The organism is Rhizobium esperanzae (assembly GCF_002204185.1).
Taxonomy (GTDB): Bacteria; Pseudomonadota; Alphaproteobacteria; order Rhizobiales; family Rhizobiaceae; genus Rhizobium; species Rhizobium esperanzae.
Genome location: NZ_MXPU01000018.1, coordinates 25,798 through 49,476, shown reverse-complemented (window position 1 = coordinate 49,476; position 23,679 = coordinate 25,798). Strand labels below are relative to the sequence as shown.

Annotated in this window: 20 protein-coding genes and 1 pseudogene; 10 read left to right on the top strand and 11 right to left on the bottom strand. The window is 61.2% G+C overall.

Annotation, left to right across the window (positions count from 1 at the left end; translation table 11 throughout):
* Window positions 1–27 precede the first annotated feature (27 nt).
* Window positions 28–1,341, bottom strand: coding sequence for a CmpA/NrtA family ABC transporter substrate-binding protein (locus B5E41_RS23575; protein WP_088396287.1), 1,314 nt, complete (start codon window positions 1,339–1,341; stop codon window positions 28–30).
* Window positions 1,342–2,032: 691 nt separating this feature from the next.
* Here B5E41_RS23575 and B5E41_RS23570 point away from each other — a divergent pair.
* Window positions 2,033–3,910 (top strand): HAMP domain-containing methyl-accepting chemotaxis protein, encoded by a 1,878-nt coding sequence (locus B5E41_RS23570; protein ID WP_088396286.1) that lies wholly within the window; start codon window positions 2,033–2,035, stop codon window positions 3,908–3,910.
* Window positions 3,911–4,019: 109 nt separating this feature from the next.
* Window positions 4,020–5,783: a putative bifunctional diguanylate cyclase/phosphodiesterase gene (locus B5E41_RS23565; RefSeq protein ID WP_088396285.1), complete on the top strand. Its 1,764-nt coding sequence runs from the start codon at window positions 4,020–4,022 to the stop codon at window positions 5,781–5,783.
* Between the two features lie 111 nt (window positions 5,784–5,894).
* Here B5E41_RS23565 and B5E41_RS23560 read toward each other — a convergent pair whose 3' ends face one another.
* Window positions 5,895–6,359, bottom strand: a complete 465-nt coding sequence (locus B5E41_RS23560; RefSeq protein WP_088396359.1) for an Lrp/AsnC family transcriptional regulator — start codon at window positions 6,357–6,359, stop codon at window positions 5,895–5,897.
* A gap of 122 nt (window positions 6,360–6,481) precedes the next feature.
* Between B5E41_RS23560 and alr the strand changes: the two genes are divergently transcribed.
* The 3 genes from alr to B5E41_RS23545 all read left to right on the top strand — a co-directional run bounded on the left by alr (window position 6,482) and on the right by B5E41_RS23545 (window position 10,013).
* Entirely contained in the window at window positions 6,482–7,615 is a 1,134-nt protein-coding gene (alr, locus tag B5E41_RS23555) for an alanine racemase (protein ID WP_088396284.1), read from the top strand.
* 30 nt (window positions 7,616–7,645) lie between these two features.
* The gene (locus B5E41_RS23550) at window positions 7,646–8,914 is read left to right on the top strand and encodes a D-amino acid dehydrogenase (protein WP_088396358.1); all 1,269 of its coding nucleotides are present in this window, start codon (window positions 7,646–7,648) and stop codon (window positions 8,912–8,914) included.
* A gap of 79 nt (window positions 8,915–8,993) precedes the next feature.
* A complete protein-coding gene (locus tag B5E41_RS23545; protein WP_088396283.1) occupies window positions 8,994–10,013 on the top strand; it encodes a helix-turn-helix transcriptional regulator in 1,020 nt (339 codons plus the stop codon).
* A gap of 438 nt (window positions 10,014–10,451) precedes the next feature.
* Here B5E41_RS23545 and B5E41_RS23540 read toward each other — a convergent pair whose 3' ends face one another.
* From B5E41_RS23540 to B5E41_RS23530, 3 genes are read right to left on the bottom strand one after another with little or no spacing between them, the layout of a single operon-like run.
* Window positions 10,452–11,612 carry a M20 aminoacylase family protein gene (locus tag B5E41_RS23540; RefSeq protein ID WP_088396282.1) on the bottom strand — a complete coding sequence of 387 codons (1,161 nt, stop codon included), beginning with the start codon at window positions 11,610–11,612 and terminating at the stop codon, window positions 10,452–10,454.
* On the bottom strand, window positions 11,609–12,856 hold the full coding sequence (locus B5E41_RS23535; protein ID WP_088396281.1) for a Zn-dependent hydrolase: 1,248 nt from the start codon (window positions 12,854–12,856) through the stop codon (window positions 11,609–11,611). The genes B5E41_RS23540 and B5E41_RS23535 overlap by 4 nt, the downstream gene beginning before the upstream one ends.
* Entirely contained in the window at window positions 12,853–14,064 is a 1,212-nt protein-coding gene (locus B5E41_RS23530) for a diaminopropionate ammonia-lyase (RefSeq protein ID WP_088396280.1), read from the bottom strand. The genes B5E41_RS23535 and B5E41_RS23530 overlap by 4 nt, the downstream gene beginning before the upstream one ends.
* 106 nt (window positions 14,065–14,170) lie before the next feature.
* Between B5E41_RS23530 and B5E41_RS23525 the strand changes: the two genes are divergently transcribed.
* The gene (locus B5E41_RS23525) at window positions 14,171–14,653 is read left to right on the top strand and encodes an Lrp/AsnC family transcriptional regulator (RefSeq protein ID WP_245303138.1); all 483 of its coding nucleotides are present in this window, start codon (window positions 14,171–14,173) and stop codon (window positions 14,651–14,653) included.
* A 48-nt stretch (window positions 14,654–14,701) separates the two neighbouring features.
* On the opposite strand, the gene aptA is transcribed toward B5E41_RS23525, so the two are convergent.
* Window positions 14,702–16,036: an omega-aminotransferase AptA gene (gene aptA, locus B5E41_RS23520; protein WP_088396357.1), complete on the bottom strand. Its 1,335-nt coding sequence runs from the start codon at window positions 16,034–16,036 to the stop codon at window positions 14,702–14,704.
* A gap of 142 nt (window positions 16,037–16,178) precedes the next feature.
* Here aptA and B5E41_RS23515 point away from each other — a divergent pair, with 142 nt between their 5' ends.
* Window positions 16,179–16,727, top strand: coding sequence for a cupin domain-containing protein (locus tag B5E41_RS23515; RefSeq protein WP_088396356.1), 549 nt, complete (start codon window positions 16,179–16,181; stop codon window positions 16,725–16,727).
* An 88-nt stretch (window positions 16,728–16,815) separates the two neighbouring features.
* On the opposite strand, the gene B5E41_RS23510 is transcribed toward B5E41_RS23515, so the two are convergent.
* The 4 genes from B5E41_RS23510 to B5E41_RS23495 all read right to left on the bottom strand — a co-directional run bounded on the left by B5E41_RS23510 (window position 16,816) and on the right by B5E41_RS23495 (window position 20,252).
* Window positions 16,816–18,003 carry a hypothetical protein gene (locus B5E41_RS23510; protein WP_088396278.1) on the bottom strand — a complete coding sequence of 396 codons (1,188 nt, stop codon included), beginning with the start codon at window positions 18,001–18,003 and terminating at the stop codon, window positions 16,816–16,818.
* A gap of 287 nt (window positions 18,004–18,290) precedes the next feature.
* Window positions 18,291–18,737: a DUF5086 family protein gene (locus B5E41_RS23505; RefSeq protein ID WP_088396277.1), complete on the bottom strand. Its 447-nt coding sequence runs from the start codon at window positions 18,735–18,737 to the stop codon at window positions 18,291–18,293.
* 5 nt (window positions 18,738–18,742) lie between these two features.
* A complete protein-coding gene (locus tag B5E41_RS23500; protein WP_088396355.1) occupies window positions 18,743–19,528 on the bottom strand; it encodes a pyrroline-5-carboxylate reductase in 786 nt (261 codons plus the stop codon).
* A gap of 4 nt (window positions 19,529–19,532) precedes the next feature.
* A complete protein-coding gene (locus tag B5E41_RS23495; protein ID WP_088396276.1) occupies window positions 19,533–20,252 on the bottom strand; it encodes a GntR family transcriptional regulator in 720 nt (239 codons plus the stop codon).
* Window positions 20,253–20,452: 200 nt separating this feature from the next.
* Here B5E41_RS23495 and B5E41_RS23490 point away from each other — a divergent pair.
* From B5E41_RS23490 to B5E41_RS23480, 3 genes and pseudogenes are all read left to right on the top strand, one after another.
* Window positions 20,453–21,051, top strand: a pseudogene (locus B5E41_RS23490) (transporter substrate-binding domain-containing protein); the annotation flags it as partial.
* 17 nt (window positions 21,052–21,068) lie between these two features.
* Window positions 21,069–22,070 carry a proline racemase family protein gene (locus B5E41_RS23485; protein ID WP_088396275.1) on the top strand — a complete coding sequence of 334 codons (1,002 nt, stop codon included), beginning with the start codon at window positions 21,069–21,071 and terminating at the stop codon, window positions 22,068–22,070.
* A 107-nt stretch (window positions 22,071–22,177) separates the two neighbouring features.
* Entirely contained in the window at window positions 22,178–23,017 is an 840-nt protein-coding gene (locus tag B5E41_RS23480; protein ID WP_088396274.1) for a hypothetical protein, read from the top strand.
* 77 nt (window positions 23,018–23,094) lie between these two features.
* Here B5E41_RS23480 and B5E41_RS23475 read toward each other — a convergent pair whose 3' ends face one another.
* Complete coding sequence (locus tag B5E41_RS23475; RefSeq protein WP_088396273.1) at window positions 23,095–23,679, bottom strand: TadE/TadG family type IV pilus assembly protein; 585 nt, start codon at window positions 23,677–23,679, stop codon at window positions 23,095–23,097.

The following is a 23,679-nucleotide window of genomic DNA, read 5'->3' as shown; positions in this document are numbered from 1 at the left end:
GGCGCGGCGCGCGCGCCGGAGGCGGGATCAGGAAACGGCCTTGATCGACAGGCTGTCGAGATAGGCGGAGGGATTTTCAGGATCGAAGACCTTGCCGTCGAAGAAGGTCTCCTTGCCGCGCGACGAGGAGGCGGGAATGTCGGCCGCGGCGACGCCCAGATCCTTGGCGGCCTCGCGCCAGATGTCCTCGCGGTTCACCTGGTTGACCAGAGCCTTGATGTCGGTTGTACCGGGCAGATTTCCCCAGCGGACGTTTTCCGTCATGAACCAGGTGTCGTGGCTCTTGAACGGATAGGATGCGCCGTCCTTCCAGAACTTCATGTAGAGGTCGGTGGCCTTGGCCTCGCGGCCGTTGCCGTAGTTGATGTCGCCCTTCAGGCGGCCGAGCACGTCCTTGGTCGGAACGTTGAACCATTGGCGCTTGCCGAGGATCTCGGCCATCTCGGCCTTGTTGTCCATGCTTTCGCACCATTGCTGCGCCTCCATGACGGCCATCAGCAAGGCCTTGGCGGCGTTCGGATTCTTTTCGATCCAGTCGGCGCGCAGGCCGAGCGCCTTTTCGGGATGCCCCTTCCAGAGCTCGCCGGTGGTCGCCGCGGTGAAGCCGATGCCCTGGTTGACGAGCTGCTCGTTCCACGGCTCGCCAACACAGAAGACGTCCATGTTGCCGACCTTCATGTTGGCGACCATCTGCGGCGGCGGCACGACGATTGTGGAAACATCCTTGTTCGGATCGATACCGCCGGCGGCGAGCCAGTAGCGGATCCAGAGGTCGTGGGTGCCGCCCGGGAAGGTCATGGCGGCCTTGACCTCCTTGCCCTCCGCCTTCTTTTTCTCGAAAGCGGCTTTCAGTTTGGAAGCATCGAGCTGCACGCCGGTTTCGGCATATTCCTTGGCGACCGAGATGCCCTGGCTGTCGAGATTGAGCCGGGCAAGGATCGCCATCGGTACCGGCTTGTTGTTCTGCGTCACCTTGCCTGTCTGCATGAGGTAGGGAAGCGGCGAGAGGATGTGGGCGCCGTCAATGCCGTTGGCCGCGCCGCCGAGCACCAGGTTGTCGCGCGTCGCGCCCCAGGAGGCCTGCTTGGCGACATCGGTTTCCGGCAGGCCATGCTTGTCGAAAAGGCCTTTTTCCTTGGCGATGATCAACGGCGCGGAGTCCGTCAGGGCAATAAACCCGAGCTTGACGCCCTTCACTTCAGGACCCGTCCCGGCTGCAAAGGCGCCGGAGGGAAAGGCAGTCTTGACGGCGCCGATCAGGGCGGCTGCCGCAGTCGTCTTGAGCATGCTGCGGCGAGTGATGCCGGATGTCGTAATGCCAGTCGTCGAAATCTTTTTCATCTGCAGGTTCCCCTCTGCTTGCTGAGTTCGGACGCAAAAAAACGCCGCCGGCATCTGCGTTCGGGATTGGAGATCCCGGACAGCAAAAACCTTGCGACGTCGGTGTCGAAATCGGCGCCTATGCCGCGCCTCTCTGCCTCAGTCGCCGTTGACCGGGCGTTTGGGAACTTGCAACCAGCGTGCCAATTCAACGGAGGGCAGGTAACAGCAGGAAGCGAAACAAGAAAATCGGAAATTTCAGAAATGATTATTTAATGTGCATAAGTAGAATGTGGTCACGATTTGTGCGAATGCGAATGCGGGACGCACGCCCCAAGCGCCAAATTTGTGCAGCGCACATAAAGTAGCCACGCGAATTGAGCCCTCCAGATCCGATCGAAGGCTGCACCGTGCGGTCGACTGCCGAAGGCATCAAACGGACCGTTCTCATGTTGGCGGTCTGACGAATCGCAACGCGGCGGCAGTCTGGCGGGGCCCGCAGTACTGAATTTCCGCGTCCGGCAAAGTCCTAATTCTGCTTATTTTCCAGTAACTTTGAGTGGAGGCGGCGTCGAATTGATCGCGGAAGTAATTGCGCCCACCAGAGATTTTGAAAACCGAACGACTCTCCTCGTTTAGTTAATACTAAATTATCGAATCCGATGGGAGATTTCGCATTAACCGGCAGCGACCGTCCCAAGAGGAGACCCGCATGAAGCGCCCGAGTATCAAGCAAGCTCTCATCCTGAACCTGTCCATCATCAGCATGTTCATAGTTGGTCTGTCCTATGTCTCGCTGGACACCATTTCCTCGCTTCGCGCAAATGCTGAACAGGTCGGTACCTTCTGGGTGCATCGGCTGGTGACGGCGCGTGAGATCAAAGCCAACTTTCTTGATCTGAAACTTGCCCACGCCCGGTATTTGCTCGAAGACACCGCGGAGAACGACAAAACCGAAAAGCAGGCTATCGCAGCTGCAGCCGCTGGGCTCGAGACGGTCGTCGGCGAATACGAAAAGGGCGTGCGCACCGAGCGCGGGCGCCAGCTGATCAATCAGATAAAGCCGGAACTCGACAAATATCGCGCACTGGCGGAGCAAATGATTGCGCTCGAAGATAGCGGCAAGACAGCTGAGGCAGTCCGGCTGTTCAAGGAGAAGATGGAGCCGCAGGCCGAGTTGGTGAACAATGGGGTAGCGGATCTGGTGGCATTCATTCTCAGCCAGACCGAAAGCTTCGTAGCGGCAAGTGATGCTTCCGCGAAATCCGCTTTCATGCTGACTGCTGCGATCGCCTCGCTGGCCTTGCTCGTGGCTATCGCTGGTATCGTCTTTGCGATTTCCGGCATTGCCAATCCGATCCGCAATACAGCGTCCGCCATGAAGCGGTTGTCGGCTGGAGATCTCGACAGCGATATTCCATATGCCGGCCGCGCGGACGAAATCGGTGAAATGGCCGGCGCGGTTGAAGTGTTTCGCCAGAATGCCCTCAACGTTGTCAGGCTTGAGAAGGAGGCTGCCGAATCCCGCAGTGAGAGCGAGGCGGCGCGCGCCGCAGCCCAGCAGCGCGCTGAACGCGAAGCAGAGCAATTGCGCTTTGCGACCACGACGTTGGGCGGAGGTCTCCAGCGCCTTGCCGCGGGTGACATATCGTTCCAGCTCTCGGAGCGATTTGCCGCCGAATATGAAACACTCCGCGACGACTTCAATATTTCACTCCGGCAATTGGGTGCGACCATTGGCGCAGTTCTGCAGACGGTCCACAGCATAGACAATGGCACCGCCGAAATAGCATCCGGTGCCCAGGACCTGTCAAAGCGCACGGAGCAACAGGCGGCTTCGCTCGAGGAGACCGCCGCCGCGTTGGACGAGATTACGTCGAATGTCGCAATGGCGACGAAGCGCACCGAGGAGGCGCGCAACATCTCCGTGGAAGCCAATGTCAGCGCCCAGCGCTCGGCAACGGTCGTGTCGGAGGCGGAGCAGGCCATGCGACGCATCGAGGACAGTTCGCAGCAGATTTCAAACATCATTGGCGTGATCGATGAAATTGCTTTCCAGACGAACCTGCTGGCGCTTAATGCCGGTGTCGAGGCGGCGCGCGCAGGTGAGGCAGGAAAGGGCTTCGCGGTGGTCGCACAAGAAGTCCGCGAACTCGCTCAGCGTGCTGCGCAAGCCGCCAAGGAAATCAAAGGTCTTATTCAGAAGTCGTCGACCGAAGTGGAACACGGGGTCAGGCTTGTTCTCGAAACCGGGACGTCACTGAAATCGATCGGCGAACGCGTCGCCGAGATCAATCGAGCCATGGACGCGATCGCCACCTCGGCGCGCGAGCAGGCCACCGGACTTTCCGAGATCAATACCGCCATCAATCAGATGGATCAGGCAACCCAGCAAAATGCGGCAATGGTCGAACAGTCCACGGCCGCCGCCTCTTCACTGTCTTCCGAGGCAAGCCGTCTGCGGGAGCTGGTCAACCAGTTCCAGTTGGACGGTGACAGGAGCCCGGCGCATAGCCGGAACAATACGCGGTCCCTGGAAAGTAGCATGCAGTCGCAGGTGATCGCTCTGCGGCCTGCGATGCAAAGGTGATTTGCGGCGCCGTCAGTCCCGCTGACGAGACGAATGTTGCAGCTTCGGTCTAAGAGAGGGAGCGGAACGGCCTCAGCTTGCCCTCGATTAGCACTCTATCAAATATTCAGTGCGACATTCGGGCGAACGAAACAGCGAGAGCGCCTTGAGCAGCAAACGATCCAGAACAAACGTCGAGCTTGAGAACCTGCTTCGCCAGCTTGGCCTGGCTCTCGAGGCATCCGGGATTGGAATCTGGCAGCACAATATCGCAAAAAACCAGACGCGTTGGGACGAGCAGCTCAAGCTGATCTATGGTGTTCCGAAAGCGCCGCTCGATGTCGTCTGGCTCGACAGCATCCATCCCGACGACCTGGCGCCGACCAATGAAATATTTCTGCGCGCGATCGAAACCAAATCGGATTATGCATCGGAATTTCGCATTGTTCGACCGGACGGAGCGATCCGCTATCTGCGTTCGCGGGCTCGCTATTTCGTCGATGCGGCCGGCGATCCTTGCTTTGTCGGCGCCGAATGGGATGTGACGGACGACGTCCTCCTCAACAAGGAGCTGGAGAGGAGCCGGGCGGAAGCTCGGTTTGCCGCCGATCACGATCACCTCACCGGTCTCTTGAACCGGCGCAGCTTCGATTTCGCCCTGTCCGAGCTTGCCAGGCAGGAGAGCGTCAAGATTGCGCTTCTCCATATAGACGTGGACCATTTCAAGGAGATCAATGACCGTTTCGGGCATGCGGTCGGCGACCTCGTTCTCTGTCATGTCAGCAGGATTCTTTTGGAGGCCATTTCCGCGGGTGACGTCGCGGCACGGCTCGGCGGCGATGAGTTCGCGGTGGTCATCACCGAGGACGAGCGGGACAAGACGAAGGCCGTGCTCGATCATATTCAGCGACGTCTGGAGAGCCCGCTTCCTGGTGGCGACCAGATGCTGAGCGTGCAGTGCTCCATTGGCGTGGCCAGCGCCATGAGCGCAGACTTCTCCAAGCTGCTTTCCCAGTCCGACCTGGCTTTGTACCACGCCAAGCGGAACGGCCGGAATCGCGCCGAGATATTCTCGGACGAGATGGCTTCGAGCCTCGCGAACGAAAGGCAGCTCGCCCAGGATCTGCGATCCGGACTGGCGCTCGGCCAGATCCGTCCATTTTACCAGGTGCAGGTCGACGCCAGGTCATTGCGGGTAAACGGCGTCGAAGCGTTGGCGAGATGGCACCACCCGACGAGAGGAATTCTCGCGCCGGCGCATTTCCTGTCTCTCGCCTCGTCGAACGGATTGGTCGCAGAACTTGACGAAGTCGTCCTGAAGGCTGTCCTTTCGGATATGAAATCCTCGGCATCCCTGCTGGAGGGCATCCGGCTATCCATCAACCTTTCCGCCGATCGTCTCGATGATCCGGAATTGGCAACGAAGCTCGGCGGCTATGACATCCCGCCCGGCCGGTTGAGCTTCGAGCTGATAGAGACGATATTCCTGGACAGCCTGAGCGATCGGGTGCGCCAGAACATCCAGGCCATCAAGTCCTTCGGTATCGACATCGAGATCGATGATCTCGGATCGGGACATGCCTCCTTGCTGGGCCTGCTCGAATTGAGACCGGACCGCGTCAAGATCGATCGCCAGCTTGTGATGCCGATCCTGCAATCGGTGCCCAGTCGCCGGCTGGTGAGCTCACTGGTCGACATTGCACGGGCGCTCGACATGGAAGTGATTGCGGAAGGGGTGGAAACGCTCGACCATGCCAAAGTGCTCGCCGATCTCGGCGTCCACACTCTCCAGGGTTATGCTTTTGGACGGCCGCAATCGTTTGCCGATCTGGCGGCGCGACTGGAGCAGGAGGCACTGGAGCTCGGGCACGCCGATGTCCTGTGCGCGGGTTGATACGGCGGATCACGCCGCGCCTGCGCGCCGGAAGCTGACCGTCGCGACGACGAGCGAAGCGGTCGCCAAGGCGACGGCGCTCGAACTGATATAAGCCTGCCCGGTCCCTGCTCAGCGTTTGCCCCTGCCGCGCGTCGCCAGAACGTTTCGGATCGAGAAGCTGGAGTGAATCCTGAGGACGCCTGGCAAGGCCGACAATATTTCCTTGTGGATCCGTTCGAACTCGCCGGCATTGGCGACTTCCACGCGCAGCAGGTAGTCGGATCCACCCGTCATCAGGAAACATTCGCGGATTTCCGGATGGCGGCGGACGGCCGCCTCGAAACGGTCGAGATAGTCTTCCGTCTGCCGTTCGAGGGTGATGTTGATGATGACGGCAATCATCGCATCCGCATTGCTCGTATCGAGAAGCGCGGTATAGCCGCGGATCACGCCCGTCTTTTCCATGATCTTGATGCGTCTGAGGCAGGCCGATGGCGAGAGGCCGACCTCGGCGGCCAGCTTGGCATTGCTCATGCGGGCGTCAAGGCGCAGCAGCCTGAGGATGTTGCGATCTGTCGTGTCAAGGGCGGGCATGATCGATTGTTCCAAAAGTTCGCCGATTATGCGTGTAATATGCAAATCTTGCAATAATCGAAGACGAATTAACCGGCAATATCGCTCATTCTTTCATACATTGCGTGGAATAGAGGGTGAACATGGATAGCGATATTTTGGTTTCCCATGCCCGTACTGCCGCGATCACGCAGGGAGCCACAGGCTATCTCGGAATCGATCTTGCTGCACTCGGCCGCAATTATCGCAAGCTGGTGTCGATGCTGGCCCCGGTTTGCGCAGGCGCCGTCGTCAAGGCCGATGCCTATGGTCTCGGCGCGGAACAGGTGGCGAAAGCGCTCTACGCCCAAGGTTGCCGGCATTTCTTCGTTGCTCAATTCGTCGAAGCCGTGAGGCTCCGGCCGATGCTTGCGCAGGACGCGCAGATTTTCGTGCTGAACGGCCTGCAGCCGGGTAATGAAATTGCCTGCGCCGACATGAATATTGTTCCGGTTCTGAATTCGCTCGCCCAGTGGCAGCAATGGTCGGCGGCGGCGCGCGCGCTGAAGCGCTGCCTGCCGGCTGTCCTGCAATTCGACACCGGCATGTCGCGGCTGGGCTTTCCCCCGGAGGAAAGGGCGGATCTGGCGACAGCCCTTCGCAATGGCGCCAATATCGAAGGCCTGTTCATCATGAGCCATCTGGCTTCGGCCGATGAGACCGATGGCGAGCAGAATAGCGATCAGCTGGCGGAAATGTCCTGCATCGCCGAGGAATTTCCAGGCTTCGACGTTTCCTTCGCCAATTCCGGCGGCGTCTTCCTCGGCAAAGCCTATCATGGCGTGCTCGCTCGGCCGGGCATCGCCCTTTACGGGGGCGCTCCGACCGCCGCCACCGTGAACCCGATGGAGCCGGTCGTCAGCCTCGATGCAGCTGTCATACAGACGCGGTGCGTATCACCGGGCACGAAGGTCGGTTACGGCGGCGCGCATGTCGCGCAACGGGAAATGCGTCTCGCCACCATTGCCGCCGGCTATGCCGACGGCCTGCCGCGCAGCCTCAGCGACCGCGGCGCCGTCTATTACAAGGGTACGCGCCTGCCGATCGTCGGCCGCGTTTCGATGGACAGCATCACAGTCGATATGTCGGCGCTGCCCGAAGGCGCGCTGACGCTCGGCAGTCTTGTCGAAGTGCTCGGTCCGCACCAGACGCTTGAGGATATTGCGCGCGATGCCGACACCATATCTTATGAATTCCTGACCGGTCTCGGCGATCGGTATCACAGGCAATATCGCTGAGTGCCGGCTGGCTTCATTCTTGGGGACATCATGAAAGTCATCGTTTTGGGTGCCGGCATCGTCGGTGTCACATCCGCCTATCAGCTGGCCAAAGCAGGCCATGAGGTTACCGTCGTCGACCGGCAATCGGGGCCGGCGCTGGAGACGAGCTTTGCCAATGCAGGCGAAGTCTCCTTCGGCTATTGCTCGCCATGGGCGGCACCCGGCATTCCGATGAAGGCCATAAAATGGCTGTTCATGAAACATGCGCCGCTCATTCTGCGACCGAAATTGGACATGGCCATGCTCGCCTGGATGGCGAGGATGCTGTCGAACTGCACCTCCGAGCGCTACGCGATCAACAAAAGCCGCATGCTGCGCCTTGCCGATTACAGCCGCATCGCGCTCGCCGAGCTTCGCGCCGAAACCGGCATCGCCTATGACGAACGCATGCAGGGAACCCTGCAGCTGTTCCGCACGCAGCAGCAGCTCGATGCTTCGGCCAAGGACGTCAAGCCGCTCGCCGCCGACGGCATTCCCTATGAGGTACTGGATCGCGACGGCTGTATTCGCGTCGAACCGGCGCTTAGGCACGTGCGCGACAAGATCGTCGGCGGGCTGCTGACGCCGAAGGACGAAACCGGCGACTGTTTCAAGTTCACCAATGCGCTCGCCGCCAAAGCCGAGGCGCTCGGCGTCCGCTTCGCCTATGGGACGACGATCAAGGCGCTGGACGTCGAAGGCGGCCGCGTGCGCGGGATTGTCACCGCTCGCGATCCCGATCGCGACCACGAGCGGATGAGCGCGGAGGCTGTGGTGGTTGCGCTCGGCAGCTATTCGCCGCTGTTGCTCAAGCCCTTTGGCATCAGCCTGCCGGTCTATCCGGTCAAGGGCTACTCCCTCACCATCCCGATCACCGATGCGTCACGCGCACCGGAATCGACCGTCATGGACGAAACCTATAAGATCGCGATCACCCGGCTCGGCGACCGCATTCGCGTGGGCGGTATGGCAGAAATATCAGGTTACACCAACGATCTTGGTCTCGCCCGCCGCAGCACGCTCGAACATTCCGTCACCGATCTCTTCCCCGGCGGCGATGTTTCCAAGGCTTCCTTCTGGTCCGGCCTGCGCCCGATGACGCCCGATGGCACGCCGGTCATCGGCCCGACCAAGGTCGCCGGCCTGTTCCTCAATACCGGTCACGGCACGCTCGGTTGGACCATGAGCACCGGTTCGGCGCGGCTGATCGGCGATCTCGTCAGCAGCCGTTCGCCTGAAATCGACGCCAAGGACCTTGCAGTCAGCCGATATGGCTGAGCAGGGCAGGACAAAAAGGAATTTGTATTACAATTTAAATCGGCTATGCCAAGCGTAGATCGTCTTGCGGGGGGCACGCATGTCCGTTGATTCCGATAGGCATATTGCCGGCAGTTCAACCCGGCAGCCGGTTCTACAGAGCATGACGGTTCGAGAAACTGCGCGGAGCGGAACGGACGTGGACGAGCTCTCGGACGCATTGTCCACGCCGAAAGCCATGATCAAGATGACGGCGCAAGGCGATGCGCCCATTGCATATCGCTGCAATTTCATCTCGGTGGACGATGTCAGCGTTGCCGATTGCTCTTATGAAGGCACGATCGTCGGAAAGCGGGACGGGGTCGTCGACAGGATGGCTATATTCCTGCCGACGGAGGGGAATATGACCTTCGGAGGGAAATGGGAGCCGATATATTCGGTGCCCGGTCGAGGTGTGATCCTGGAGCCGGGCGATGCCAGGGGCACCAGCATGTTCGGTCCTCGCAGTCACCTCTGCATGTTCATCGATCAGGCGAGGATCACCAAGCGCCTCACGCATATGTTCGAGCGGACGATCGGCGGCGACCTCGATATTCATCCCGATATCGATCTTACATCAGGTGCGGGGCTGGTACTGCAGCAGATCGTGGCAAATCTTCATGGCGGTCTTTCCGAAAACGGACCGCTGCGACGATCGCCGCTGGCTTTCAACTCGCTCTGTGACGCGGCGATCTATCTGCTCCTGGAAGCCTGTCCCAATCGCTATTCGAACGAGCTGGCGCAGGCGGCCGCGGCGCCGGCCCCGCGCCATGTGAAATGGGCCATCGACTACATGCAGGAACACATTGCCGAGCCGATTTCGCTCGACGACATTGCGGCGGCAGCCAAGGTAAGCGTTCGGACTTTGCAGCAGGGCTTCCGTCAGTTCAGGAACACCACTCCGATCGCCTATCTGCATGAAATCAGGATGATTGCCGCCCATCGTGATCTGCTGGACGCCGACTCGACGCAGGCCGTCGCCGATATCGCGCTCAGATGGGGGTTTACGCATCTCGGACGCTTTGCCGCCGAATACAAGAAGCGTTTCGGTCAGCTGCCGTCACAGACCTTGAGGGCCTGATCGAAGCAGACTGAAGCGCGTCGCCTGCCGCGCTTCAGGTCCTGTTTTTATGCATGTCGTTATCGAAAAACCGCGGGCACTTTTGCGCAACACGCTCTGGCCCATAACCAGCCGCGGTCCGCGGACGGTCATGGGCACAGCTGAGCTCAGTGTTCGGTCAGAGGTGACGGTCTTCGGCGTGCCTGCGGTCGACCCCATCTGCCCCCGACTCCTGCTGCGTTAACGATTAACCACCACTTTGGGGTCACGGGGTTAATAAAGATTTACTTCCTTTCAGCGCCGCGCCGAACGTAGTTTCCTTCCCCATGCGTGTGCCGCAGCCGCCCGAGCTTGTCATGTCGATGTTTCCCATCGGCAGGCCTGTTGCAGCCGAATGAAAGGCGTTCGGTCAATTGCCGTCGCAGATCTTCAGACGCCGAGCTTCACAACCTTCGCGGATCAGCTTGATGGAAGCCGCCGGCGTGCAATTCCGGCATGGAAGTTCGCGCCGTGCAGGAGGCCGCCGTCGTTGAAATCATAGGTCGGGTTATGGAGCGGTGGCGAGTGCTCACCATTACCAAGGAAGACGAAGCAGCCCGGCACCTTCGCGAGGAACCGCGCGAAGTCTTCCGATCCCGTCATCGGCTTGCTCGCGATGGCGACATTCGACGCGCCGTAGAGATCGCGCGCGACGGTAAGCGCTTCCTCCGTCAGGGCAGGGTCGTTCATCAGGGGGACGAATTCCCTGGTATAGACGACGTCGGCCTTGACATTATAGGTCGCGGCCGTGCCCTCGGCGATCACCCGCATCTGCTTTTCGATCTGCTCGCTGATCTCGGAGCGGAAGCTGCGGGCATCGCCGAGAATGCGGGCGAGACCGGGAAGCGCATTGCGCGTGCCGTCGGTGATCAGTTCGGTGACGGAGACGACGCCGATATCGGCCGGATCGAGCCTCCTGGAGACGATGGTCTGCAGGTTGGTCACCAGCGCGCAGGCGGCGACGAGCACCTCATTGCCCCAATGAGGCCGCGCGGCGTGGCCGCCGATGCCGGTCAAGGTGATCTCGAAATTGTCCTCGGCCGACATGATCGCTTCCGGGCGCGTGCGGAAATTGCCGACGCCGAGCCCCGGCATGTTGTGGATTCCGTAGATCTCGTCGAAGGGGAACCGTTCGAAGAGCCCGTCGGCGATCATCGCCAGCGCCCCCTTGCCCCATTCTTCGGCCGGCTGGAAGATGAAGCGCACGGCACCGTCGAAACCGCCTTCCTCAGCCAGGATCTTTGCCGCGCCGAGCAGCATCGTGGTGTGGCCGTCGTGGCCGCAGGCATGCATGATGTCCGGGTTTCGCGAGCGGTGCGGCAGGTCCGATTGTTCGTTAATCCTCAGCGCATCCATATCCGCGCGCAGCGCAATGGCGCGATTGCTGTTGCCGCGCTTCAGCGTTGCGACGACGCCGGTGCCGCCGACGCCTTCGGCGACCTCGTCGAAGCCGAATTCCCGCAGCTTGGCCGCAACGAAGGAGGATGTCCGCTGCTCCTCGAAACCGAATTCGGGATGGGCGTGGAGATCGCGTCTCCACGCCGTCATCTCGGCATGAAGCGTGTTCCTGTCGATGCTCATGCCGGCGCTCCTTCCGTGGCGAGGCGACGGACGACGTCGAGCAGGATGTTGGCGCCTGCGACGAGATCTTCGTCGGCCGTATATTCCCTAGGGTTATGGCTGATGCCGCCGGCGCTCGGGACGAAGATCATTGCCGACGGGGCAATCCTTGCGATCATCTGCGCATCGTGGCCGGCGCCCGATGTCATTCGCCGGCAGGCAAGACCCCGTTCCCGCGCGGCCTTTTCGATGAGCTGTACGATGCTCTGATCGAATTTTACAGGCTCGAAGCGAGCAAGTCTTTCCACGGATATACCGACCTGCTCCTCGGTCGATAGCGTGTCGAGGAAGGTTGCAAGTGCCGCTTCCTCTTCTCTCAGCCGATCTTCGTCGGGATCGCGGAGATCGACCGTGAAGATCGCCCGCGACGGGATCACATTGATCGCGTTCGGTTCGAAACTCATGCAGCCGACCGTGGCAACGGTCGGCGTATTGGACGCTTTCGCCCGCTCACGCAGGAAGGTGACGACCCGAGCTGCGGCATGACCCGCATCGCGGCGCATGGAGATCGGTGTCGTTCCCGCGTGGTTGGCGTCGCCGGTAATGGTCACCCGCTGCCAGGAAATGCCTTGAAGATCTTCGACGGCGCCGACCGGAATGCCCTCGCGCTCAAGGACCGGTCCCTGCTCGATATGCAGCTCGATATAAGCGTGCGGCTTAAGGAAACCCGGTTGATGCTCGCCGGCGTAGCCGATCCGCTCGAGTTCGCGGCCAAGGATCGTTCCATCGGTGCCAATGGTGGCAAGCGCCGCATCGATATCAAGGCCTCCCGCATAGACCAGAGATCCCATCATATCGGGCGCGTAGCGCACGCCTTCCTCGTTGGTGAAGGCGGCCACGGCGATCGGCCGGGATGGCGCCAGGCCCTCCGCTTTCATCATCTCGATGACCTCGAGCCCCGAAAGCGTGCCGTAACAGCCGTCATAGATGCCGGCGCCGATGACGGTGTCGATGTGCGAGCCGAGCAGAATGGGGGCTTTGTTCGCCACGCCGTCAGGCTTCCAGATGCCGAAAATGTTGCCGATGCGATCGACGGCGACCTCGAGCCCTGCCTCCCTGATCCATGCCACGAATTGGTCGCGGCCGAGCTTTTCCGTATCGGAAGCCGCCAGCCGCACGAGCCGGCCGTCGCTATCCCGGCCGATTTCGCCGAGCGTTCTGATACGTCCGAGAAGACGCGCGGCGTCGATGGATGGCCTGGTCATATCAAGGCTCCTTCGCGGTTCTCGGCGGCGACTGCCGCGGGCGGCAGTCCGGTGATCTCTTCATATTTGCCGGGGTCGGTCGCGCCTTCCGTGTTGACGACGAAGATGCGGGAGCGGCTCTCGATTGAGAGCGCCGCCTTGATCGCGGGATCGGCGGCGGCCTTGATAGCGGCTGCGAGGCCGACGCCGCCGCTTTCGCCGGCGACGATGGCAGGATCACCGGCAACGGGACGGGCAAGGCGGTTCATCATCGCGGTCGCATCCGTCTCGTCCACCGTCATGAAAGCGTCGGCGTCGCGGGAAAGGATCCGCCACGCGGCGAGGGAGGGCTCGTAACATTCGAGCATCGCCATGACGGTTGGCTCGCCACGGGCGATCGTCACGGGATGTCCGGCACGGGCCGTCTCGAAGAGGCATGCCGCGCGGGCGGGATCGACGACGGTGAAGACGGGACGCCGCTCGCCGAGCGCGATCGCCAGATGTCCGGCGACCGCCGCGGCAATGCCGCCGACGCCGGATTGAATGAACACATGTGTCGGCGGCTCCGGCATCTGCCGGAGCGCTTCCCGGACGAGCGCGGTATAACCCTGCATCACCAAGCCAGGGATGCGTTCGTAGCGCGGCCAGGAAGTGTCGGAAACAATAGTCCAGCCCTTCGCCTCGGCCACGCGGGCCGCCTCGCGGACCGAGTCGTCATAGGTTCCCGCAACCCGGATCATCTCGGCTCCGAAGCGGGCGATGGCGGCGACCCGCTCGTCGCTGACGCCGGAGTGGACGAAGATTGCGGCTCGCGACCCGACGAGCTGCGCTCCCTGCGCAACGGAGCGGCCATGATTACCGTCGGTGGCGCAGGCGACGGTCATTCCGCGCGCAATGGCGCGGACTTCTTCCGCATGCAGCTCGGCCATATCGACTGCGCGCCCAAGCCGCCGCTCCGCCTCTTGAAGAACGAGGCGGATCACCGCATAGGCGCCGCCGAGCGCCTTGAAGCTTCCGAGACCGAGGCGATGGCCTTCATCCTTGACGTGGATTGCGGCAACGCCGATCTCGCGTGCCAATCCCGGCAGGGCGACGAGCGGTGTTATCGCATGGTCTTCACGGAAGCTGAGGTAGCGCTCCACCTCCTCGGCGGCGGCGATGCCGAGCGTCTTCTCATCGCGTGGATCAAGCGGCAGACGATAGTCGGCGGTTGTGTTCAACAGAAACATGGCAAACCTCGATTTCGTGCGGTTGCTGAACTCTATTGCATCGCTCACGAAAAAGGCGCTGATATCAGGCCGTCGGCTTGCAATTTTGTTTCGTGGGAGCCCCCGTTTGAACAAGCGCGTTCAGCACTCGCCGCTCGATGTCTTTGATCGCAAGATCCTCGCCATTCTCCAGCGGGACAATATGACCCCGCAGCGTACGATCGGAGATGCGGTGAACCTGTCCGCGCCGGCCGTTCAGCGCCGGATCAAGCGGATGCGGGAGGAGGGAGTGATCCGAGCGGATGTCTCGGTTGTCGCGCCGGAGGCTGTCGGGCAGTCGATCACGATCTTCGTCGAGGTGGAGGTGATCAGCGAAACCGCCGATCAGATCGAGCGGGCGAAGACGGAGTTCGCAGCCGCGCCGGAAATCCAGCAATGTTATTACGTCACGGGCGAAGCGGATTTCATCCTTGTCATCGTCGTGCCGTCGATGGCCGATTACGAGGCACTCACCCGGCGGCTCTTCTTCGGCAACAACAATGTCAAGCGCTTCCGCACCTTTGTTGCGATGGACCGGGTCAAGGTCGGGCTTGGCGTGCCTCTGGAGTAAGCCGATGCGGCGGCCGGGTCGCCACCGCATCGGCAGGAAACGGAGGGATTATGCCGCGCGCTTCAGTGCATCGCCGATCGTCGAGACGATCGTGTCGATCTGGTCTTTCTCGACGATCAGCGGCGGAGAAAGCGCGATGATATCGCCGGTCACGCGGATCAGCAGGCCCTTCTTGAAGCAATCGACGAAGACGTCGTAGGCGCGGGTTCCCGGTGCCCCGTCACGCGGAGCGAGTTCGATTGCGCCGACCAGTCCGAGATTGCGGATGTCGACCACACCAGGCAGCCCCTTCAGCGAATGGAGGGCGTCCTGCCAATACTCGGCCAGGTCGGATGCACGCGTCAGCAGCCCTTCTTCCTCGTAGATTTCGAGGGTCGCGAGCCCCGCGGCGCAGGCAACCGGATGGCCGGAATAGGTATAGCCGTGGAAGAGTTCGATCGCATTGTCAGGTCCGACCATAAGTCCGTCATGGACCTTACGGCTGGCAAAGACTGCGCCCATGGGGATGGCGCCGTTGGTCAGGCCCTTCGCCGTGGTGACCAGATCGGGCACGACGCCGAAATAATCCACCGCGAAAGCTGTGCCGAGACGCCCGAAGCCGGTGATGACTTCATCGAAGATCAGCAGGATGCCGTGCTTGTCGGCGATCGCGCGCAGCTTCTCCAGATAGCCCTTCGGCGGCAGGATAACGCCTGCCGATCCCGCCATCGGCTCGACGATGACGGCGGCGATGGTTTCGGCGCCGTGCAGCTGCACCAGGCGTTCGAGATCGTCGGCCAGTTCGACGCCATGGGCGGGAAGCCCCTTCGAAAACGCGTTGCGCTCGACGTCGAGCGTATGGCGCATGTGGTCGGCCGGTATCTGCGGGAAGACCCGCCGATTATTGACGAGACCGCCGACGGAAATGCCGCCGAAGCCGACGCCGTGATAGCCTTTTTCCCGGCCGATGATCCGGGTGCGCGTACCCTGGCCGATCGCGCGCTGATAGGCGATGGCGATCTTCAACGCCGTGTCGACCGATTCCGAGCCCGAGCCGGTGAAGAAGACCCGGTCGAGCTTGGCGTCAGCCCCGCCCGGTGCGGTTGCCGCGAGCTTCGCGGCGAAGTCGAAGGCGATCGGATGCCCCATCTGGAATGTCGGCGCGTAGTCGAGGGTGGCAAGCTGCCGCTCGACCGCCTGGGCGATCTTCTTGCGGCCGTGGCCGGCGTTGCAGCACCAGAGCCCGGCCGTGCCGTCCAGCACCCGGTTTCCATCGACGTCGGTGTAATACATCCCTTCGGCAGCGGCCAGGAGGCGCGGCGCGATCTTGAATTGCCGATTGGCGGTGAACGGCATCCAGAAGTTTTCGAGTACGGGCGCGTTCGTCTTGCTGATCTGGTCCATCCTGGCCTCCTTTGAAATCGCCCGGAGAATGGCAATTTCCATCCTTCAAACAAGTCCTTTTCTTTGTGTGTGCAAGTCATTGAAATTGAACAACGAAGGAGATAGATTTTCGGATATTCTGGACAACGCAAACGGATCCATCATGTCAGTCGACATCGGCAGCCGCCTTCGCCACCTGCGCATCGCCCATAAGCTTTCCCAGCGTGAGCTCGCCAAACGCACCGGTGTACCGAACTCGACGATCTCGCTGATCGAATCGAATGCCTCCAATCCTTCGGTCGGAGCTCTGAAGCGAATCCTCGACGGCATTCCGATCGGGCTGGCGGAATTCTTCGCCTTCGAACCGGAGCGTCCGAAAAAGGCCTTTTACGCCGCCGAAGAACTGGTGGAGATCGGCAAGGGTGCCATTTCCTACAAGCAAGTCGGCGAAACCCTGTTCGGGCGCAGCCTGCAGATGCTCAGGGAATGCTACCAGCCGGGTGCCGACACCGGAAAAATTCCCCTTGTTCACGAAGGGGAGGAGGGCGGGATCGTGCTCTCGGGAAGACTCGAGGTCACGGTCGACGACGAGCGGCGGATCCTTGGACCGGGAGACGCTTATTATTTCGAAAGCCGGCGTCCGCATCGGTTCCGCTGCGTCGGACCGGTGCCCTGCGAGGTTATCAGCGCCTGCACGCCGCCGACGTTTTAACGCAATTCAGAAAATGCTCGCAGTGGTTTCGGAAGGATGATCCCGAAGGCGGATCGGTAAAGATACGCCTTCGGCGGTTGATCTTGACCTAGTCGTTCGCCGATACCTTGACGCCGAGCACCGTAGGAATGGTGTTCGGCGCACCCATGGCTGCTCCGACGATCATCGGCACGGGAACGGGCTTTTCCGGAGCGGCGCTGATCGTCAGGCTCTTCGGCCCGTCGAGATAGGTGTTGAGGGCTGCCGATATCTGGCTTTGCAGTTCCGGCACGTTGAGTTGCGCCATCATCATCGGAACCAGCGCCTTCAGCGATTGTGCCAGTTCGTCGCCTGTGACGCCCTGCTTCGCGCCGGCATAATCGAGCGCCTTTTTGGTGATTGAGGCGTCGTCGAAGCGGATCGAGGCGCTGTTGAACGTCAGCTGCTGCATCAGCCCCATCATCGCAAGTCCGGCCGCCTGGTTGGCCTCTTCCTTGTTCGGATTGGCTTCGGCTGTCTTGACCGCCTCCTGCAGCGACTTGATGAAGCCGAGCGTATAACCGGAGAAGTCGACGGCGAAGTTCAGCCGGCCGACATTCTTGAAATCGAAAGCATATTCGTCGAGGACAACCTTGCCGCTTTCGACTTCCCAGCTTCCCTTCATCGTCATGGTGCCGTCGAGCGTCGTCAGTCCGAGCTTCTCGATGGCCTCCTTCGCAGCCGCGTCCTCGACTTGCGACAGGTCGGCCTTGAAGCCGGCGACGTTGGCGTCGTAGGCAAAGCCGCCGTCCTGGCGTCCCATATTTGCCTCGACGCCTTCGATCGCAAGCACATCCTTGCCCTTGATGTTGAGCGCGATCGGCCCGGTGCTGGCGGTTTCATAGAGGAGGATATCGTCCAGCGTCTCGCCGGTCGCATTGGCGGGAATCGTCAGGCCGGTGAACAGAATCTCCTTGGCGGAAAAGCGTCCGCCGTCCTGGCTGATATCGACATCCGGGAAGGAAAGTGTCTTGGCGTAATAGGCGCCGCCTTCTTTTTCCTCGACGCCCTCGAAGGTGAGGTCGCCGATCTTCAGCGTGTCGCCGGGCAGGTTCGCAAATCCCACCTGGACGCCTGTTGCCTTCACCGTGTCGCCGTCGACTTCAGCCTTCTCGAAGGTGATGACCGTGCCGCCGGCGTTGGTTGCGGCGCTAAGCTTCTTCATCATATCCGTGCCGTCGAGGGCCAGCGCCGGGCCAGCCAGTGTCAGGAACGCGGTGCTTGCCATCATCAGGTGAAAATTGCGCAGATGCTTCATGGAGATGTCCTTGTGTTGAAAGTAGATGCGGGGGAATACATGGAATATGCGCCGGCGCCGCTCTGCTCGCAGAGCGGCGGGGACGTCACGGTTCGTCAGATCAGCTAATTGGAGGGAATGCGATCGCGATCGGCCGGAACCGGCAGGCCGGAGAAATTCGGCCACCCTGCCGCCGGCGGCCGGGCGAGGATATTTTCTCTAGCAAAAGTAGTTTCGTGACTCATCGTCAGAGGTAAATTGCATTTCTTCGATTATTGCAACCGCGATTTTTGATGGCGGAGCGGAAATCAGTCAGGCTTGCCGGCGACGCCGACGCATTCGAGGATCGTGGTGCGGCAAACACCCGCCTCCCGCTGTGGGCGAGGCTGGGCGCGCCAGTTCTGGTAGGCGATACGGAATTCGATATCTTTGTAAAAATAGGTCCTGGCTTTCTGTCGCGAGCGGCTCCTGTTCAACGCATCCGCCGTCACTACGACATGGGTGGCAAGCCGTTTGAATTGCCATGGCGGCGTGCGTCGCTCCTTCTCGATCACCTCGACGTGGTAATAGGGATCGTCTTCCCCGGGATCGGGAGCCGTGTGGACGGTGGCCCAACGGACGGTCCGAGGTGAGACGGAGAGAATAATGGCGGAAATGGTCGGTCGCTCCACCGGTTCGGCGCGGGCTAAAATCGCCTGGCCCAAAATCGAGGCGACTGTGAACAGGACGGTAAGGGATATTCGCTTAGGGTGCATGCGCTTCAGTCGCTGCGGCCCTCGATGCGGGCGAGCACACCGTCGAGTGCCGCGGTCAGCGCAGCAAGGCCGCCCTTCTTGTCGACGTCGGAGAGAACCTGCTCGTTCAATCCGCCCTTGGTGGCGAATTCGCGGCTTAGCGCGCTGAACGGCTCGGTGCCTGGGCTGTTGGCCTTCTGCGCCAGGCTTGCGAAAAGCGGCGCGATGTAGGCATTTGCTTTCGGCCTTTCCAGGCCGCTTTTTTCCAGCCAGACGGCTGTGGTTTCCATGATGCCGAAATAGGTCGACATCAGTGCGCTCGCCGCCGCGAGCAGATCATATTCCTTTTTCGACTGGCACTGGACGGCGGTTCCGAGCGTATCGAACAGCGCCGCGACGGCGGCATCGGGCGGGAGAATGGCGGTGACGCCTTGCCGCTGTGCGACGAAGGGCAGGGGGATGGCCTGGACGAGGTGGACGTCGGTGCCGATCCAATCGAGAAGAGCCTGGCGCTCGGTCGCTGCGACGAGGCTGACAACCACCTGGCCGGTTCTGAACGAAAGCGCCCGTACGACCTCCTCGGCGATCTGCGGTCGAATCGCCAGGAACACCATGTCGCTGCGATCGACGACAGTCTGGTTGTCCCCGGCAATCCTGACGGCGTCGAACTCCTGGGCCAATGTCGCGGCAATGTGTGCGCTCCGCGGCGACACGTGGATCTCGGATGCGTAGGCCGGTGCGGCCAGAAGCCCGCGAACCATCGCTTCGGTGATCGCGCCGGTGCCGACGAATCCAATGCTGTTGATCATCACGTCGTTACTCCGCAGCTCGCAGCGGTCCCAGCGCGACATCCGTCGTGTAGTTCTCGCGCATGAAGTTGATGAAATTATCCTGGAATTGGCGCGTATGGGCGTGGGCGAGTTCGTCGGCCAGATCGACGTTCTTGTCCCTGATGGCGTCGAGCATCAGCGTGTGCTCGTCGGTCAGCAGATGGCCTTCGTGCGTCCGCTCCAGATATTCAAAATGCAGGTGCAGCATGCGCTGGCCCTGCGACAGAAGCTTCTCGTAGAATGAGGCCAAATACTGATTTTTTCCGGCATGGGCGATCGCCATGTGGAATTCCTTGTTGGCTTCCGACATGGCGAGGTGATTGCCTGTCTTGACCGCAGCCTCGAACGACTTCAGCCGCTTGGCGATGATCTTCAGATCGGCCTCCGTCCGGAGCGCCGCGGCAAGCCGCGTATTCATCCGCTGGGCGATGTCGAGCGCCTCGACATATTTCGGAAAGGTCGCGACTTCGATCGGCGCGACGATCGTGCTGCGGTTGGAAAGCGTCACCACCAGCTCGTCGGCGCCGAGCCTGATCAGCGCTTCGCGCACCGGCGAGCGCGACATGTCGAAACGTTCGGCCAGCGTCATCTCGTCGAGAAGCTGACCGGGCGGCAGAGCGAGCGACAGGATCTCGTTGCGCAGCGTTTCATAGACGCTTTTCCAGCCGGTCCCGCGGATGCGTTTCACTTCCGATTCTTCAGACACTTAAGTCCCTTTCTCTCGACGACAGATCCATTGGGCCAGAAAAACAGCGTGTCGGCAATGTAATTTTTCGGCTTGACTTTGTCGACACGCTGTTGACATATTTGTGCTAGTCGACACGCAGCCGACAAGAAAACAGCAGAAACGGCCACAGCCGACGAGTGGAACCGCGCGCTTCGCGCACAACAAAAGAGGAATGCCCAATGCTTTCTTTGATAACGTCCCCCTGCGGGCGCTGCCCGCGCTCGCCCTGATGGCAGGTCTTTCCGCAACCGCCGCCCACGCCCAGACCGCCGAGAGATATTGGCAGGGCGTGCAGAAGGCAGGCGCTTTGCGCTGCGGCGCGGCTGTCGCGCCGCCCTATGTCATGCGCGATCCGGCGACGGGCGAGTACACCGGCTTCTTCGCCGATCTCTGCAAGGAGTTTGCCGACGTCCTCAAGGTGAAGCCTGAATTCGTCGATACGACCTGGGACAATATCGTCGCCGGTCTGCAGGCGGGCAAATGGGATCTGTCGCTCGCGCTTAACCGGACGCCGGCGCGCGCCATGGCCGTGCAGTTCTCGATCCCGGCGATGGAGTATCAGATCTCGCTCGCCTACAATAAAAACAATCCGAAGATCGCGGCCGGCGCCGCTTCGGTGGCCGATATAGACAAGGCGGGCGTAACTCTTGCGGTCATGTCAGGCACGGCCCAGGACAAGGCCATTTCCGCGGCGGTCAAGAACGCCACGATCATGCGCCTGCCCGGCAACGACGAGACCCGCCTGGCGGTCACCTCGAGGCGCGCCGACATCCTGATACCCACGCGGGCACGCCGATGCGGGTGGTCACTGGCGGCATTCCGCATATTCCCGGCAATTCTGTCTATGAGAAGATGAAATGGCTGGAGAGCAACGACGATCAGCTGCGCAAGCTGATGCTGCGCGAGCCGCGCGGCTATCCCGCCCATTGCTGCAACATCATCGTGCCGCCCTGTCACGCGGAAGCCGATGCCGGCTATATCATTCTCGAGCAGGTCGAATATCCGATGATGTCCGGCGGCAATACCATTTCGGTCGTGACCGTGCTTTTGGAAATGGGCATGCTTCCGATGAGGGAGCCGATCACCGAGCTGGTGCTCGAGGCGCCCGCCGGCCTGATCCGCGTCAAAGCGGAATGCAGCAACGGCACGGTCAAGAACGTCACCTTCAAGAACGTCCAGGCCTTTGCCGCCCATCTCGATGCCGTCATCGATGTGCCGCATCTTGGAAAGGTGACCGTCGATGTCGGCTGGGGCGGGATGTTCTATGTTATCGCGGATGTCAGACAGTTCAAAGGCCTCGAACTGATCCCGGCGCACGGGCGGGAGATCGCGCGTGTTTCCGCGATGATCCGGCAGGCGGCCATCGAACAGTTGCCGGTTGCCCATCCGCATTATCCCGGTGTCGGCATCACGATCTCGCAGCTGTCGGGACCAACGGATGATCCGAACGCCGACTGGAAGAACACGGTGACGATGGCGACGGGTGATCTTTCCTGGGACGATCCCGCAACCTGGACGGGAGCGCTCGATCGCTGCCCCTGCGGCACTGGCACATGCGCGAAGATGGCCGTTCTGCATGCGAAGGGCGAGTTGCCGCTCAATCAGGATTTCCGGCATCAGGGGATCCTCGGCAATATCTACACCGGCAGGCTGGTCGAAGAAGCAAGGATCGGCGATAGATCCGCCGTCGTCCCGACCCTGACCGGCACCAGCTGGATCTTCGGCCTGAACACCCTCGTTCTGGACAATGACGATCCCTTCACCGAAGGGTTCACCCCAGGGGACATCTGGGCCTGAGCTAAGGGGCGCGACGCATCGCCTGGGCGATGATCCCGCTTTCGTTTCGGACGTCATGTGTTTACAAGCGCAAGCTGTAAAGATTCGACCGAACGGAGGCATCGCTCTTGCATATCCTGCGTCGCGCGCTGTTGGGGTCCCTATGGGCCATGATCGGCTGGAAACCGTCTTTCGCTGCGCAAGCCAGCCCGGAAACGATCACCCAGGAGGAGGCGTCGTCGGTGACGCCCCGGCATGTCCTCTGTTTTCTCGGGAGGGATCGCGACCTCAGCCGCTTGTCCGTAGCGGCAGCCCAAGCGATCCGTGATTTCGCCACCGGGTTCAGCGTCGATGAGGATTATTCGCAGGCAGAGCCGGATGACCGCATGAGCCGGTCATTCGATGTCTGCTGGGACCGGGTCGAACCCGATGCATGGAACGAGGCGGACGAGAAAGCCGTCGCCGATCATCAATCCGTCCTCTATGTCCTCGGGCCGAGCATGGCGCGAGCAGACACCGTCGAGGTGTCGATGACGGCCCTGCGCCTCGTCGAGCGGTTGATCGAGGCGGGAGCGGTTGCCGTCAAGGGCGAAAGCGCCGGCATCGCACATGGATTGGATCGATGGAGAGAGCTGATCGGCCAAGGCGTCGAAGCGCAGAACGCCGGTGATCCGCTCGCCCAGCAGCGCGTCGGTCGTCTGGCCTTCGCAAAGCGGCCGCTCTCGGCGCGCGGTTATCTGGAAAGCGTCGGCTTCCATCTCGTGGGGCTGCCGGAGGTCTATGTGCCGGAGACGGCGGGCAGCGAAAGGCAGGTCGTCGCCATCATCGATGCAGTTGCCGACGAGATCGGCAAGCAGGGTCTCGATCGGACGCTCAAGGCGCGGGGCGCAAGCCTCTCCTTCGATTCAACCTATGAAATGGACGAGTTCAAGTTCAATCCCTACGGCATCGTCAAGGTCGCCGGGTGAGCCGGCTCGATCTCGGGTAATTGGCCTGCGACAGGGCCAAGCGCTGGATCGCCTCTGAAGCGACTCGCGCATATGCACTAGTTGTAACTGATCGTGTCGCTCACGCGTGGGCGATTGAAGAAATGGTGGTCGAAGCTGTAGCCGTTCTGTCCGGTGAAGTTCGAGAAAAACGCCGACACCGGTGTCGTCAATGTGTATTGTACCCGCGTCAGCACCACCTGGACGCCGGTCTCCTGGATCTTCGCCGGTATGTCGATCGCGCTTGCCGTGCCAGAAGCGAGCGACGTGGTGTTGAACGCGGCGGACCAGTTGACCGTCGCTTTGCCGCTGTTGTCGATATCGTTGACCGTGACCGTGATTGTCAGCCCAGTGGTCTCATAGGGCTGCAGGATGAAGCTCGCGCCGGAAAGAAGCTTGGTGACGTCGGTCTTCGTCCAGGTGCTCTGCTGCGCGATCATGTCGCCTGTACTGGAAGCGATCTCGTCTATTTTGCGGCTGACGGTGAGGGCATGGCCGAGATCGACGGTGCCGAACAGCAACACGATCAGGATCGGCAGCACCAGTGCGAATTCCACGCCCGAAGCGGCCGTGCGGTCGCATGCGAGGTGAACGATGCAGGACCGGGTGAGGCTGAGAAGGGCGAGGTTCCGTTTCGTGATCAT

Excerpts from the sequence above, each read along its gene's own strand:
- B5E41_RS23560 (WP_088396359.1), bottom strand. The coding sequence starts at position 6,359 with ATGCCCGCCCTTGACACGACAGATCGCAACATCCTCAGGCTGCTGCGC.
- B5E41_RS23545 (WP_088396283.1), top strand. The coding sequence starts at position 8,994 with ATGTCCGTTGATTCCGATAGGCATATTGCCGGCAGTTCAACCCGGCAG.
- B5E41_RS23505 (WP_088396277.1), bottom strand. The coding sequence starts at position 18,737 with ATGCACCCTAAGCGAATATCCCTTACCGTCCTGTTCACAGTCGCCTCG.
- B5E41_RS23550 (WP_088396358.1), top strand. The coding sequence starts at position 7,646 with ATGAAAGTCATCGTTTTGGGTGCCGGCATCGTCGGTGTCACATCCGCC.
- B5E41_RS23475 (WP_088396273.1), bottom strand. The coding sequence starts at position 23,679 with ATGATCACGAAACGGAACCTCGCCCTTCTCAGCCTCACCCGGTCCTGC.
- aptA (WP_088396357.1), bottom strand. The coding sequence starts at position 16,036 with ATGGACCAGATCAGCAAGACGAACGCGCCCGTACTCGAAAACTTCTGG.
- B5E41_RS23540 (WP_088396282.1), bottom strand. The coding sequence starts at position 11,612 with ATGAGCATCGACAGGAACACGCTTCATGCCGAGATGACGGCGTGGAGA.
- B5E41_RS23535 (WP_088396281.1), bottom strand. The coding sequence starts at position 12,856 with ATGACCAGGCCATCCATCGACGCCGCGCGTCTTCTCGGACGTATCAGA.
- B5E41_RS23515 (WP_088396356.1), top strand. The coding sequence starts at position 16,179 with ATGTCAGTCGACATCGGCAGCCGCCTTCGCCACCTGCGCATCGCCCAT.
- B5E41_RS23485 (WP_088396275.1), top strand. The coding sequence starts at position 21,069 with ATGCGGGTGGTCACTGGCGGCATTCCGCATATTCCCGGCAATTCTGTC.
- alr (WP_088396284.1), top strand. The coding sequence starts at position 6,482 with ATGGATAGCGATATTTTGGTTTCCCATGCCCGTACTGCCGCGATCACG.
- B5E41_RS23570 (WP_088396286.1), top strand. The coding sequence starts at position 2,033 with ATGAAGCGCCCGAGTATCAAGCAAGCTCTCATCCTGAACCTGTCCATC.
- B5E41_RS23510 (WP_088396278.1), bottom strand. The coding sequence starts at position 18,003 with ATGAAGCATCTGCGCAATTTTCACCTGATGATGGCAAGCACCGCGTTC.
- B5E41_RS23575 (WP_088396287.1), bottom strand. The coding sequence starts at position 1,341 with ATGAAAAAGATTTCGACGACTGGCATTACGACATCCGGCATCACTCGC.
- B5E41_RS23530 (WP_088396280.1), bottom strand. The coding sequence starts at position 14,064 with ATGTTTCTGTTGAACACAACCGCCGACTATCGTCTGCCGCTTGATCCA.